Source organism: Amycolatopsis sp. WAC 01416 (assembly GCF_003947485.1).
In the GTDB taxonomy this organism is placed as follows: domain Bacteria; phylum Actinomycetota; class Actinomycetes; order Mycobacteriales; family Pseudonocardiaceae; genus Amycolatopsis.
This window is the reverse complement of sequence record NZ_QHHX01000001.1, coordinates 820,323-832,861: the sequence shown is the minus strand read 5'-3', so window position 1 is coordinate 832,861 and position 12,539 is coordinate 820,323. Positions and strand designations below refer to the sequence as shown.

At 69.5% G+C, this 12,539-nt stretch carries 11 protein-coding genes; 3 read left to right on the top strand and 8 right to left on the bottom strand.

Annotated features, from left to right (window positions below):
• Window positions 1-50: 50 nt before the first annotated feature.
• The 6 genes from DL990_RS04085 to DL990_RS41685 all read right to left on the bottom strand — a co-directional run bounded on the left by DL990_RS04085 (window position 51) and on the right by DL990_RS41685 (window position 7,817).
• The gene (locus DL990_RS04085; protein ID WP_125797895.1) at window positions 51-1,202 is read right to left on the bottom strand and encodes a GAF domain-containing sensor histidine kinase; all 1,152 of its coding nucleotides are present in this window, start codon (window positions 1,200-1,202) and stop codon (window positions 51-53) included.
• Between the two features lie 14 nt (window positions 1,203-1,216).
• The gene (cydC, locus tag DL990_RS04080; RefSeq protein ID WP_125797894.1) at window positions 1,217-4,468 is read right to left on the bottom strand and encodes a thiol reductant ABC exporter subunit CydC; all 3,252 of its coding nucleotides are present in this window, start codon (window positions 4,466-4,468) and stop codon (window positions 1,217-1,219) included.
• Window positions 4,465-5,472 carry a cytochrome d ubiquinol oxidase subunit II gene (gene cydB, locus DL990_RS04075; protein WP_125797962.1) on the bottom strand — a complete coding sequence of 336 codons (1,008 nt, stop codon included), beginning with the start codon at window positions 5,470-5,472 and terminating at the stop codon, window positions 4,465-4,467. The genes cydC and cydB overlap by 4 nt, the downstream gene beginning before the upstream one ends.
• Before the next feature lie 300 nt (window positions 5,473-5,772).
• A complete protein-coding gene (locus DL990_RS04070; protein WP_125797893.1) occupies window positions 5,773-7,284 on the bottom strand; it encodes a cytochrome ubiquinol oxidase subunit I in 1,512 nt (503 codons plus the stop codon).
• An 81-nt stretch (window positions 7,285-7,365) separates the two neighbouring features.
• Window positions 7,366-7,551 (bottom strand): hypothetical protein, encoded by a 186-nt coding sequence (locus DL990_RS41690; protein ID WP_233620377.1) that lies wholly within the window; start codon window positions 7,549-7,551, stop codon window positions 7,366-7,368.
• On the bottom strand, window positions 7,548-7,817 hold the full coding sequence (locus DL990_RS41685; RefSeq protein ID WP_233620376.1) for a hypothetical protein: 270 nt from the start codon (window positions 7,815-7,817) through the stop codon (window positions 7,548-7,550). Before DL990_RS41685 ends, DL990_RS41690 begins: the two co-directional genes overlap by 4 nt.
• A 188-nt stretch (window positions 7,818-8,005) precedes the next feature.
• On the opposite strand from DL990_RS41685, the gene DL990_RS04060 reads away from it, so the two are divergent.
• Both DL990_RS04060 and DL990_RS04055 read left to right on the top strand, forming a co-directional pair.
• Window positions 8,006-8,593, top strand: a complete 588-nt coding sequence (locus tag DL990_RS04060; protein ID WP_125780766.1) for a TMEM165/GDT1 family protein — start codon at window positions 8,006-8,008, stop codon at window positions 8,591-8,593.
• Window positions 8,594-8,681: 88 nt separating this feature from the next.
• Entirely contained in the window at window positions 8,682-9,353 is a 672-nt protein-coding gene (locus DL990_RS04055) for a DUF998 domain-containing protein (protein ID WP_125780463.1), read from the top strand.
• 13 nt (window positions 9,354-9,366) lie between these two features.
• Here DL990_RS04055 and DL990_RS04050 read toward each other — a convergent pair whose 3' ends face one another.
• Both DL990_RS04050 and DL990_RS04045 read right to left on the bottom strand, forming a co-directional pair.
• On the bottom strand, window positions 9,367-10,005 hold the full coding sequence (locus DL990_RS04050; RefSeq protein WP_125780461.1) for an IclR family transcriptional regulator: 639 nt from the start codon (window positions 10,003-10,005) through the stop codon (window positions 9,367-9,369).
• Between the two features lie 238 nt (window positions 10,006-10,243).
• Complete coding sequence (locus tag DL990_RS04045) at window positions 10,244-11,098, bottom strand: hypothetical protein (RefSeq protein WP_305015709.1); 855 nt, start codon at window positions 11,096-11,098, stop codon at window positions 10,244-10,246.
• Window positions 11,099-11,183: 85 nt separating this feature from the next.
• Between DL990_RS04045 and DL990_RS04040 the strand changes: the two genes are divergently transcribed.
• Window positions 11,184-12,359: a homogentisate 1,2-dioxygenase gene (locus tag DL990_RS04040; RefSeq protein WP_125780459.1), complete on the top strand. Its 1,176-nt coding sequence runs from the start codon at window positions 11,184-11,186 to the stop codon at window positions 12,357-12,359.
• The last annotated feature ends 180 nt before the right edge of the window (window positions 12,360-12,539 follow it).

Sequence of the window (12,539 nt, the reverse complement as noted above, 5' to 3'; positions counted from 1 at the left end):
CGGATTAATCCGAAAACGCTGACAGTCACTCTAACGAGCGACAAAGACCGTTAATTACACACGGTTTGGTCGAGCGGAACGTCGAAAGCGACCAAAGTACCCAGGCTCGGCGAAGAATTGATCGAAAAGCGCCCACCGGACGTCGTCGCGCGTTCGGCGAGATGGCGGAGACCGCGTTTGGCGACCCCCTGCGGGACACCGGATCCGTTGTCCCGCACGCGAAGTTTGACGCCTTCCGCGTCGCGGCTCAGCGTCACGCGGGTTTCGCTCGCCCCGGAGTGTCTGACCACATTGGACAGTGCTTCGCGCAGGGCGGCGCGGATGTGGTCCGCCTGTTCGGCCGGGATGTCGGCCAGTTCTCCCGAAAGTTCGAGGGTCGGCGGGTAGCCGAGCAGCTCGCCCGCGATCCGCACCTCGCCCCGCGCGGATTCGGCGAGGTCGGTGGCGGTGACCGTCTCGTTCGCGGGTTCCGGGCTGCGCAGGGCGCGCACGGTGCCGCGGATCTCTTCGATGGTCTGGTCGAGCTGGTCGATCGCCTCGGACAGCCGCGCGCCGTCGGCCTGCGCGAACCGCTTCCGCATGTTCTTGCGGACGCGGTCGAGCTGCATCCCGGCGCCGTAGAGACGCTGCACGATGACGTCGTGCAGCTCGCGCGCGATGCGTTCGCGCTCTTGGTACAGAGTCACGCGGTGCCGCGCGTTGGCGCCTTCGGCCAGCGCGAGCACCACTCCCGCCTGCGCGGCGAAGGCCGTCAGGACCTCGACCGTGCTGGCGGAGAACGGCTCCCCGCCGTGGCGGCGGTACACGGTGAGCGCGCCGAGGACGCGCCCGCCCGCGCCGAACGCCGACGCCGCGAACGGCCCGAAGCCCTGGAGCTCCGGCGGCACGAACGGCGCCGTGCGGGGATCGACGGTGAAGTCCTCGCTGACCACCGGCTTGCCACCCCTGGCCACCTGGCCCGCGGCGGAATCGGCGGAAAAGGCCAGCCCTCGAAGGCCTTGGGTGGTGTCCCCGTGCGCGGCCTCGGCGACCACCTGGCCGTCGTCCGCGCGCACCATGACGAGACCGAGGTCGGCCTCGGCCAGTTCGACGGCGCGGGCGACCACGGTCTCCAGCACGTCACCCGGGTCTTCGCCGGACAGGGCGGTGCCGGTGATCTCGGTGGCGGCGGACAGTGCGCGCGCGGCAAGCGTGGGATCCATGAGCGCTATCGACATTAGACCGCTCCGGCCCTTGTGCGCGCTGTGACCCGGCCCTCTCGCACCTCCAGGATCACGTCCGCGTCGCCGGCTTCGGCGGCGTTGTGCGTGACGTGGACGACGGTCTTCCCGGCGAGCGCCTCGCCGAGCCGTTCGCGGACGGTGCGCGCGGTCGGTTCGTCGAGGTGGGCGGTGGGCTCGTCGAGCAGGACGAGATCGGCCCGCGCGGCACCGAGGACGGCACGAGCCAGCGCGACCCGCTGCGCCTGCCCGCCCGACAGTCCGGCACCCGCGCTGTCGAGCATCGTGGTGAGCTCGACGTCCTCGAGAACGGCTTGGTACAAGGCTTTTCGCAGGTCTGCTTCGGACGCCGTCGGCTGAGCGAGCCGCAGGTTCTCGGCGACCGTGGTCGAGACGAGCATCGGTTCCTGCGGCGCCCAGGCGACGTTCTCGGGAGTGGCCACCTCGCCTTTGCTCGGCTTGAGGAAGCCGAGCAGGGCCGCGACGAGCGTCGACTTCCCGGCGCCGCTCGGGCCGACGACGGCGACGTGCGTCCCGGGTGCGATGTCGAGGTCGACCCCGGTGAGGACCGGGCGTTCGGTGCCGGGCCAGCCGAGGTCGGCGTTCCGGATCCGCACCCCGCCGGTGCTATGAAAGGCCCCTTCATTGCAAATTTTGCCAGGAAGGACTCCTTCATTGCACGCGGCGAGGCGCAGACGGGCCTGGCGAAGGGTGTCCCAGTGCTGCGCGGCGGGCGGAAGAAGGGAGAGGACCTCCGCCAGTGCGAGCGGCACCAGGGCGACCACGGGCGCGAGAACCGGGTTCAGCGCGCCGGCGGCGACGGCGCTCACGGCGAATCCGGTGCTCACGACGGTGGCGGCCCCCGTCGCCAGGATGATCAGGGCGTCGGCCGCGCCCGCACCGAAAGCCTGTCGCCGTGCTTCGGCGGTCAGTGCCGCGTCGGTGGTGGCGATTCGGCGACGTCGCTCTTTGTCGGTCCCGTACGCGATCAGCTCGGCGGCGGCTTCGAACAGGCTCAGCACCTGCGCCGACACCGAACGCCGTCCGGCGGCCAGCGCACTGGTCGCGCGGCGTTCCGCCCCGAGCGCGAGCAGCGCCACCAGCGCGCTGACCAGCACGGCCGCGGCCAGCGCAAGTCCGGCTTCGGGCAGCACGGCGGCCTGGACCGCGACGGCGCCCACGGCCACCAGCGCGACCACGACCAGCGGCGTGATCACACGCGGGAGCAGGTCGCGCACGGTGTCGGTGTCGCCGACCAGCCGCCGCTGCTCCTCACCGGCCCGAAGCGCGCGTGCCGGCCCGAGCCGCACCAGCGACTCCCACAGCCGGACGCGCAGGCTGCCGGCGATCCGGAACGCGGCATCGTGCGTGACCAGCCGTTCGAGGTAGCGCAGCCCCGCGCGGCCGAGGCCGAACGTCCGCACGCCGACGATCATCACCGTCAGGGTCAGGATCGGCGGCTGTTGCGACGCCTTGGCGATCAGCCAGCCCGAAAGCGCGGTCAGCGCGACCCCGGCGAGCAAGGCGGCGGCGCCGAGCAGTGCCCCGCCGAAGAACCTGGGGTGCAGCAGGTCGCGCCAGGGCAGCGGCTTGGTCGTCCGAGCCTCTTCCACGACTCCGGTTTCCGCTCGCACGTCAGTCGACATGTCGACACCGGACGTGCGTTCGTGTGCGGCGATGATCGCGGCGGCACCGTCGTCGACGGCTTCGCGGACGGCGGTCATGACCAGCCCGGCGTTGACCTCGTCGAGGTGGGCGGTGGGTTCGTCGAGCAGGAGCAGCCACGCGCCCGACCGGATCCGCACCAAGGCCCGCGCCACCGCGACGCGCTGCCGTTGTCCCTGCGACAGCTTCGAAACCGGTCGTCCGGCCAGCCCGGCCAGGCCGAGTTCGCCGAGGATGTCGTCGGCGCCGACCTCCTCACGAACCGTGCCTCCGCCGAACACCGGCGACTGAGGCACCCATGCGACGTTCTCGCGCCACCGCTCCAGGTCGGCGTCGGCGAGGTCGGTACCGCCGACGGTGATCGTCCCGTCGTGGGCCTGCACGAAGCCGAGCAGCGTGGCGAGGGTCGTCGATTTGCCGCCGCCGCTCGGCGCGCGCAGCCAGGTGATCCGACCGGGCCGGACGCTGAACGTTTCGCCGTCGGGCGCGAATCCGCCGCGCCTCGCGACACGTAGCCCGCCGACGTGGACCTCGCCCTTGGCTGGTGTCCCGGAACCGTTGGGCGGCAAGGGTTCCGCGAGCACGTCCGCGACCCGGCGCACGGCCTCGACACCGTCTTCGCTGGCGTGGAACGCGGCACCGACCGCGCGCAGCGGCTGGTAGCACTCCGGCACGAGGATCAGCACGCCGAGCCCGATGGCCAGCGGCAGTTCGCCGGAGACCAGCCGGACGCCGATGACGACCGCGACCAGCGCGACCGAAAGCGTCGCGATCAGTTCAAGCGCGAAAGCCGACGCGAACGCGACCTTCAACGTTTTGAGCGTCGTGCGGCGATGCCGTTCGGAGATCTTCCGCACCGTCTCGGCCTGCGCTTCGGCGCGACGGAACGCGCTGAGGATCGGCAGCGCGCGGACGAGTTCCAGCAGATGCCCCGACAGCCGTTGTTCGGCGTCCGCGGCGTCGGCGACCCGCTCGGCGGTGTGCTTGCCGATGAGGATCGCGAACAGCGGAACCAGCGGCACGGTGATCACGACGAGCAGGGCCGACGGCCAGTCGGCGAACAGGATCGCGGCACCGGCGGCGAGCGGCACGATCGCGGCGGTGACCAGCGCCGGGAGGTACTGGGTGAAGTAGGCGTCGAGCGCGTCGAGACCCTTGGTGGTCAACGACGTCAGCTCGCCGTGACCGCGGCGCGCGATCCACTCCGGGCCGAGTTTCAAGGCGTGGTCAAGTGCCTTCGCGCGTAACTCCTCCTTCGCGCGGGCGGCCGCGCGAACGGAAACGATCCGCACCGCCCAGCCGGTCAACGCGCGTCCCGCGACGAGCGCGAGCAGCACGGCCAGTCCGGCGGTGCGGTCCCCCGGAGTTCCGCGGACGACCGCGGAGAGGACGTCGGCCAGCAGGAAAGCCTGGCCCACCAGCAAGATCGCGTTGACGAAGGAGAGGATTCCACTGAGGATCAACGCCCGGCGCGCCGCACTCGAAAGTGGAGCCAGCGCGCCGAGCGGACCCTTCCCCGGTCGCGCTGGGTCCATTGTGGACTCCGTGGCGGAAAGGGTGTCGCGGCCGGGAAGTTCGGTCATGGTGCGTGCACCGGTGGGATGTGCCGGGTGCCGATGCGCTTGCGGAACACCCAGTACGTCCAGCTCTGATAGATCAGGACGGCGGGCGCGCCGAACAGCGCGACCCAGGTCATCACGGTCAACGTGTACGGGCTCGACGCCTCGCCCGCGATCGTCAACGTGTTCGCCGGGTCCACAGTGGACGGAAGGACGTTCGGGTACAGCGCCACGAAGATCGCGACGGCGGAAGCCGCGATGACCCCGCCGAGCGCGGCGAACGCCTGCCCTTCGCGGCCCGCACGGATCCGGAACCACGCGACGACCGCGGCGACGACGGCGATGCCGATGAGGAGCAACGTCCACAGGTCACCCGTGCGCAGCTGGACGACGATGAGAAACGCGAGCAACGGCAGCAACGCGACCGGGAGGAGACGGGTGGCCAGGTTCCGCGCCCGGTGACGGAGGTCGCCTTCGGTCTTGAGCGCGAGGAACGCGGCGCCGTGGACCAGCGAGAACCCGACGACCGCGACCGCGCCGAGCAGGGTTTCGAAACGGACGGCGGCGAACGCGCCGCCGACCCGGTCGCCGTCGGCGTCGAGCGGGAGGCCGAGGACGGTGGTCGCGAGGAGGAGGCCGACGCCGAACGGCGGGATCCACGAGCCGATGCCGATGACGCGGTCCCAGTTGCGGCGCCAGCGATCGGAGTCGACCTTGCCGCGGTATTCGAACGCGACGCCGCGGCCGATGAGGGCGAGCAGGACCACCAGGAGCGGGAGATACGCGGCCGAGAACAGCGACGCGTACCAGCCGGGGAACGCGGCGAGCTTCGCGCCGCCGGCGACGATCAGCCAGACCTCGTTGCCGTCCCAGACCGGGCCGATCGTGTTCACCATGACGCGGCGCTCGGTGTTGTCCTTCGCGAGGACCGGCATGAGCATGCCGACGCCGAAGTCGAAGCCTTCGAGGAACAGGTAACCGAGCCAGAACAGTGCGATGACGCAGAACCAGATCGTTTCGAGGGTCATCGGGCACTCCTGCTTGCTTCGTTCACTTCGGCCTGCTGGCCCCTCGCGTCGCCGGCCCGAGGGTTGCGAAAGCCACTTTCGCAACGCTCAAGGTTGCGAAAGTGGCTTTCGCAACGCTCCCCCAGGCCGCCCTGCACCAACCGGCCGTCCCTTCCCCTGTCGCCCTGAGTTATCCACAACCAGTCGAGTTGTCCACAGATCGGCTGTGGGTAACCCACCCGAGCGATACCCCCGATACGCTGGGTGCGGGGCCGTCCCCCGGGAAGGGCGGGGGGCTGGGTAGGTGAGCTCAAGAGGCGATCAGTAGGCGAAGGCCAGCGCGTCGTCATCGCTGTCACCGCCTTCGGGGTCGCCGTTCTTGCTGGTCGAGGCCGGTTTCTCGGGTGGCATGACGGCGTCGACGCCACCGCGGACGTACTTGCGCATCAGGAACACTTCGACCACGCCGAGCACCGCGTAGACGGTCGTCAGAGCGATCAGCGACGTCCACACCTCGCCTGTGGACAACTTCGAGACCGCTTGCGCGGTGAACATCCACACGCCGTCGACACCGGTCGGATTCGGCACCACCACGAACGGCTGACGGCCCATCTCGGTGAAGATCCAGCCGGCGCTGTTGCCGATGAACGGGGTCGCGATGCCGCCGAGCACGAGCCACGGGAACCACCGCTGCCCGGGGATCCGCCCGCGCCGGGTCAGCCACAGCGCGAGCAGGCCGATCCCGGCCGACATCGCGCCGAAGCCGATCATCGCGCGGAAGCCCCAGTAGGTCACCGGCAGGTTGGGCACGTAATCGATCGGCTTGCCCGCGAGCGAACCGAGCTGCGGGTCGTCCGGGTAGTTCGTGCCGTACTTCGCCTGGTATTCGGTGATCAGGTCCTCCACGCCCTTGACCTCGGTCGAGAAGTCGTTGTGCGCCAAGAACGAGAGCAGGGCGGGCACGTTGAACGTCTTGACGTCCTCGCAGTTGGCGCCTCCGACATCCCCGATCGCGATGATCGAGAAGCTCGCCGGTTTCTCCGTGTGGCACAAGGCTTCCGCCGAGGCCATCTTCATCGGCTGCTGCTCGAACATCAGCTTGCCCTGCATGTCGCCGGTGATCGCGAGCACCGCGAACGCCACCACGCCGGTCCAGCCGCCGAGACGCAACGACGAACGCCACACGGAGCGGTGCTCGTCGTCCTCCGAACGCTTGCGCCACAGCTGCCAGCCCGCCACGCCGACCAGGAATGCCGCCGCCACCGAGAAGGCGCCCGCCAGCGTGTGCGGGATCGCGGCCAGCGCGGTGTTGTTCGTCAGCACCGCCCAGATCGAGTTCATCGTCGGTTTCCCGTCGACGAACTCGACCCCGACCGGATGCTGCATCCACGAGTTCGCCGCCAGGATGAAGTAGGCGGACGCCACGGTCGCCAGCGAGTACGCCCACGCACACGCCAGGTGGACCTTCTTCGGCAGCTTGTCCCAGCCGAAGATCCACAGCCCCAGGAAGGTCGACTCGACGAAGAACGCGACGAGCCCTTCCATCGCCAGCGGCGCGCCGAACACGTCGCCGACGAACCGCGAGTACGCGCTCCAGTTCATCCCGAACTGGAACTCCTGCACGATGCCGGTGACCACGCCCATCGCGAAGTTGACCAGCAGGAGTTTCCCCCAGAACTTGGTCATCTTCAGATAGCGCCGGTCGCCTGTCCGTACCCAGGCCGTCTGCATCCCGGCGACCAGGACGGAAAGCCCGATGGTCAGCGGGACCATCAGGAAGTGATAGACGGTGGTTATGCCGAACTGCCACCTAGCGAGATCGAGAACCTCCACGCCTCAAGCCTGCTCACCCCGGGGTGCGCCCGCCAGTTCAAGTGGTCCCGTTCTCTCCGGGACGTAGGTCCCGCGCCCTGGTCAGCCGAGGCCGGCGAGTGTGAGCCGTGCCTCGTCGGCGATCTGCCGCCGCACGCCCGAATCCCTCAGTATCAGCACGTGGGCCAGCGCCAGCGCGTACGCGGTGTCGGAAGCAGCCTCGACGTCGACGGCGAAGTCAGGCCGGACGCCGACGCCTTCCCAGTTGGTTCCCGTGACCGGGTTCACGGCCCGTCCACCCGGGACGGTGACATCCAGCTGGGTGTCCACTTTGTACTGTCGCCGTGGCTGATCAGCAGCGCGACCGCCATCGGATCCCCGCTCCGGTTCTCCCGGACGTCGACGATCAGCGAGTCGGTGGTCGCGAGAGCGTCATCGCGGCGGCCAGCGATGTCCGGCCCGTAGAACGACTTGGTCTTCAGGTAGCCGACGTTCCCGGCCAGCCGTCGCGATGCCGTGGCCGCAGGTGTTCGTCCCCGTGACCTTCCGTCCATGCTCCCGGACGCTACCAGCGGAGCCTGAAAAAAGAATTCGGTTCACCGAAACCTCAATTCCGCCCCGCCATGAAAAACAATTCGCCCGCACATGCCGTGCGATTCGGAAAAGCCATCAGCTTGCCTTTCTCTGAATCGCCCCTTTATCGTTGCAGTGAAAGGGGTGACGAACCATCATGTCTAGCTCGATGCTGGCGCTGATCAGCGCGTTCGGCCTGGTGCTCGCGGTGGAACTGCCGGACAAGACCCTCGTCGCCACCCTGGTTCTCACCACCCGTTTCCGCGCGTGGCCGGTATTCGCCGGAGTCACCGCCGCATTCGCCGTGCAATGCGCGATCGCCGCCACCTTCGGCAGTGTGCTCACTTTGCTGCCGGAGACACTGGTGACCGCGATCGTCGCCGCGATGTTCGGTATCGGCGCGTTCATGCTCCTTCGCGAAGGGTTCCGTCCCGGCAAGGACGGCGGAGAGGACGCGTCGCGTTCCGGGCCGAGCCCCGCGACCTTCTTCCGCTCCGCGCTGACGTCGTTCGGTGTGCTGTTCGCCGCCGAATGGGGCGACGCCTCTCAGCTCGCGACGGCCAGCCTGACCGCCCGCTTCGGCAACCCGTTCGCTGTCGCGCTCGGCTCCTTCGTCGCGTTGGTCGCCGTCGCCGGGCTCGCCGTCTTCATCGGCGCGAAGGTGCGGAGCCGCATCCGCCCGAAGCTCATCCAGCGCGTCGCGGGCTTCGTCTTCGCCGGGTTCTCCCTGTTCGCGCTGGCCCAGCTCGCGTTCTGAGGCGCACGGGGTTTTCACAGGTTCGCCGGGTAACCTTTCGGAAACGAAAAGGTGAACACCCGCCCCGACGTGCCTGGAGAAACCGGTCGTGACCTCCCCGAAGATCCTCGCGGCCCGTGCCGTCTCCCCCGTGCACGGCAGGCTCGCGATCTTCGGCATGGCCGTCGCCGTCGCCATCTCGATCGACCTGCACCTGCGGCTGTCCGGCCAGGTCAGCCCGATCTGGCAGACGCTGTCCGAGTACGTCTACGGCTATCTCTCGCCCGGTTCGACGGCGGCGCCGCTGTTCGGCGCGATGTGCCTGGCGCTGGGGTTCGGTTCGCTCGCGCTGCTCGGCGGCATCGCGAAGGCACACCGCAGCGGCTACGAATCCGTTCTCGTCCTGCTCGGCGTGTGGTGTGCCGGGCTGTTCGTCCTCGCGCTCGTCCCCGTCGACCCCGAGGGACAGGCCCGTTCGCTGGCCGGGCAGATCCACAACTACGCCGCGCTGGCGGCCTTCCTCGCGCTTCCCGCCGCCGCGTGGCTGCTGACCCGTCCCGGCCGGGCGCGCTGCCCGTGGGAGCCGCGCCGCACGACGATCCGGCGGCTTTCGGTGGCCAGCTTCGCCGCGGTGATGATCGTGCTCGGCGGCTTCGTCTGGACGATGCTCACCGGGCCATCACAGCAGGAGGTGACGCTCGGCCTGTTCGAGCGGCTGCTGTTCGCGGTGGACCTCGCCCTGCTGGCGACCATGGTTCGCCCGCTGCTCAGCCACCGCTGAGCCTGTTGGCGCGCTACTCGGGCTGCTTCAGCACCTCGGCCAGCCGGACGGCGGCCGCGACGACCGCCGGGCCCACCACGGAGGCGTCCAGCGGCTCCAACGACACGACGCCGAGGCTGGCCTTCAAGCCCGGCACCCCGCGTACGGGCGCGGCGACCCCGGACGCGCCTGCCTCCAGTTCGCCGGACGAGGTGACCCAGCCTTCGCCGCCGGGACGCAGCGTGATCGCCTTGCCCGCGGCGCCGGCGGACAGTGGATGGCGGGTGCCGACGCGGTAGGCCACGTGGAAGCTCGTCCACGACGGCTCGACGACCGCGACGGCCTGCGCCTGGTCCCCCTGCGCGACCGACAGATGCGCGGTCGCGCCGACCTTCTCCGCCAGTTCGCGCAGGACCGGCCTTGCCGCCTCGCGCAGCTGCGGGAGGACCTGCCCGGCGAGCCGGAGCAGGCCGACACCCAGCCGCACCTTGTTGCCGTCGCGCCACACCAGACCGCGTTCGGACAGCGGGACGAGCAGCCGGTAGACGGCGGCCCGGCTCGCGCCGATGGCGACGGCGAGTTCGGAGATCGTCGCCGCCTCGCCACCCGCGTCCGCCACCGCCTGCAGCAACGCGAGCCCTCTGTCCAGGGTCAGCGACCCCTCACGAGTCACGGCCGACTCGCCCCAGCCCCACGCAACCAAGCCCCACGCACCCGAAGCTCACGCAACCAAGCCTCACGCACCCGAGACTCACGCACCCGAAGCTCGCGCGACCAAAGATCCCTTGATCCCTTGAAGTCGCGCCTTTTGGCCGAAGGCCCCGCTATCGCGATGACAGGGCGCCCTCCAAACACAGGCGACCTTCTACGGCCACCAGCGCCCTGGCAGCGCGATAGCGGCAGCGCGATATTCACAAGAGTCCGAGTTCCCCGAGGTCGGCGACGGGCTCGTCGAACGACGCCGCAGCGTACGAGGCGAAGAGCCCGCGAACGGCCTTCGCGGCCGGCTCCGACATGCCTTTGGCCTCGGCGGCCAGTGCGGCGCCGTCGGTCGATTCGAGCGCGGCGCGCACGTCACCGCCCGAAAGGCTCCGCGCGGACGCGACGATCAGGTTCAGGAACCCGTGGTGGGTGAAGCCGCTCGACTCCTCGGTGTGCCGGACGGCCCGGTGCAGGCTGTTCGTCGCCTTGAACGACGCCCCGGTCGAGCCGCTGACCACCGCGAGGAAGTCGGCGACCTCGTCGACGCTGGGGAAGTTCTCGCCGGCCTTGCCGCCGCAGCGGATCTTCGGCCAGCTGCCGTGCTCGATCACCTTCCGCACGCCGTCGAGCCAGCCGACGCCGCGCCGCGGCTCGACCACGCGGATGACGTCCTCGGGCACGAACTCGGAGACGCGCTCCAGCCAGACCTCGTCGACGTCCGACGGCGCCGGCATCTCCACCATGCGCAGCGCGAGGATCTCGCTGCGCGATTCGACGATGGAGATCGCCTTCGGGACCCCGCCGAGGCCGGTGTCGATGATCAGCGACAGCGGCAGCGGCTCCTTGGGTTTGATCTTGATGAGTTCGGTGATGAGCTCGGGCAGCCTCGACGCCTGGCACAGGAACACACCGAGGATGCCGGAGTGTTCACCGGCCCTCGACGCGAAGTGCGCACGCAGCGCTTCGGGCATGGACGCCTCGCCGGGCGGGAACAACGCCGAGTCGTCGACGAGCCGCGCGAACAGGGGAGGGATTCCTCGGGGGCCGGGTGGCGTGAGTTCCACAGCGCTTGACACGACTGACACGCTAGTAGCGTACGACATCAGGACAAAATCGTTCGCACAACGGACACGTTCCGGGGAGATTCCGATGCCTTACTACCGGCAGGTAGGCGAGATCCCGCACAAGCGCCACACCGCGTTCCGCAAGCCCGACGGGGGCCTGTACGCCGAGGAACTGATGGGTGTCGAGGGTTTCTCGGCGGACTCGGCGCTGCTCTATCACCGCGGGCTGCCCACCGCGATCGTCGACGCCGTCGCGATCGAGGACGAACGCGGCCCGATCGCCCCGAACCACCCGCTCAAGCCCCGCGCCTTCAAGACCCACGACCTCAAATTCGGCGACGCGGACGCGGTCACCGACCGGCGGCGGCTGTTCGGCAACGCCGACGTCACCATCGGCTTCGTGCACGCGACGCGCCCTTCGCCGCTGTACCGCAACGCGGCCGGAGACGAGCTCTTCTACGTCCAGGGCGGTAGCGCGACCGTCGAGACGATCTACGGCTCACTGGAGGTCGGCGACGGCGACTACCTCGTCATCCCGACGTCGTGCACCTATCGGGTGCTCCCTCACGACGCCGACGGGGTCAAGCTGCTGACCATCGAGGCACGCGGTCACATCGGCCCCCCGAAGCGGTACCTGTCGGCGAAGGGCCAGTTCCTGGAGCACTCGCCGTACTGCGAACGCGACATCCGCGGCCCGTCCGAGCCTCTGGTCGTCGATGGCACCGACGTCGAGGTCCTCGTGCGGCACCGCGCCGGGCTGACCCGCTACACCTACGCGACCCACCCGTTCGACGTCGTCGGCTGGGACGGCTGCCTGTACCCGTGGGTGTTCAACATCGACGACTTCGAGCCGATCACCGGCCGCGTGCACCAGCCGCCGCCCGTGCACCAGACGTTCGAGGGGCCGAACTTCGTGGTCTGCTCGTTCTGCCCGCGCAAGGTCGACTACCACCCCGAGTCGATCCCGGTGCCGTACAACCACGCGAACGTCGACTCCGACGAGCTGATGTTCTACGTGCGGGGGAACTACGAGGCGCGCAAGGGCTCCGGGATCGAGGTCGGCTCGCTTTCGCTGCACCCGTCGGGCTTCACGCACGGGCCGCAGCCCGGCGCGGCGGAGGCGTCGATCGGCGCCCAGTTCTTCGACGAGACCGCGGTCATGGTGGACACCTTCGCGCCGTTGGAACTCGGCGAAGCGGCCGACGCGTCGGAGGATCCCGGCTACGCGTGGACCTGGTCCGGACGCGGCCCCGGCGCGTGACGACCACGCAATTCGTCACCTACTTGCGGCGTTCGAAGACGTGCGCCGGCAAGTGCCCGCGCAAGTAGGCGACGAATTGCGCCGAAACGTGGCGGGATAAGTACCGCCACGGCCGCAACGGTTCGGCAACGCCAAGCCGGGCAAGGCGAAACCTCCGGATAATCGGTGTCCCCACCGCTG

Excerpts from the sequence above, each read along its gene's own strand:
- DL990_RS04085 (WP_125797895.1), bottom strand. The coding sequence starts at position 1,202 with ATGGATCCCACGCTTGCCGCGCGCGCACTGTCCGCCGCCACCGAGATC.
- cydC (WP_125797894.1), bottom strand. The coding sequence starts at position 4,468 with ATGACCGAACTTCCCGGCCGCGACACCCTTTCCGCCACGGAGTCCACA.
- cydB (WP_125797962.1), bottom strand. The coding sequence starts at position 5,472 with ATGACCCTCGAAACGATCTGGTTCTGCGTCATCGCACTGTTCTGGCTC.
- DL990_RS41685 (WP_233620376.1), bottom strand. The coding sequence starts at position 7,817 with ATGGACGGAAGGTCACGGGGACGAACACCTGCGGCCACGGCATCGCGA.
- DL990_RS04060 (WP_125780766.1), top strand. The coding sequence starts at position 8,006 with ATGCTGGCGCTGATCAGCGCGTTCGGCCTGGTGCTCGCGGTGGAACTG.
- DL990_RS04040 (WP_125780459.1), top strand. The coding sequence starts at position 11,184 with ATGCCTTACTACCGGCAGGTAGGCGAGATCCCGCACAAGCGCCACACC.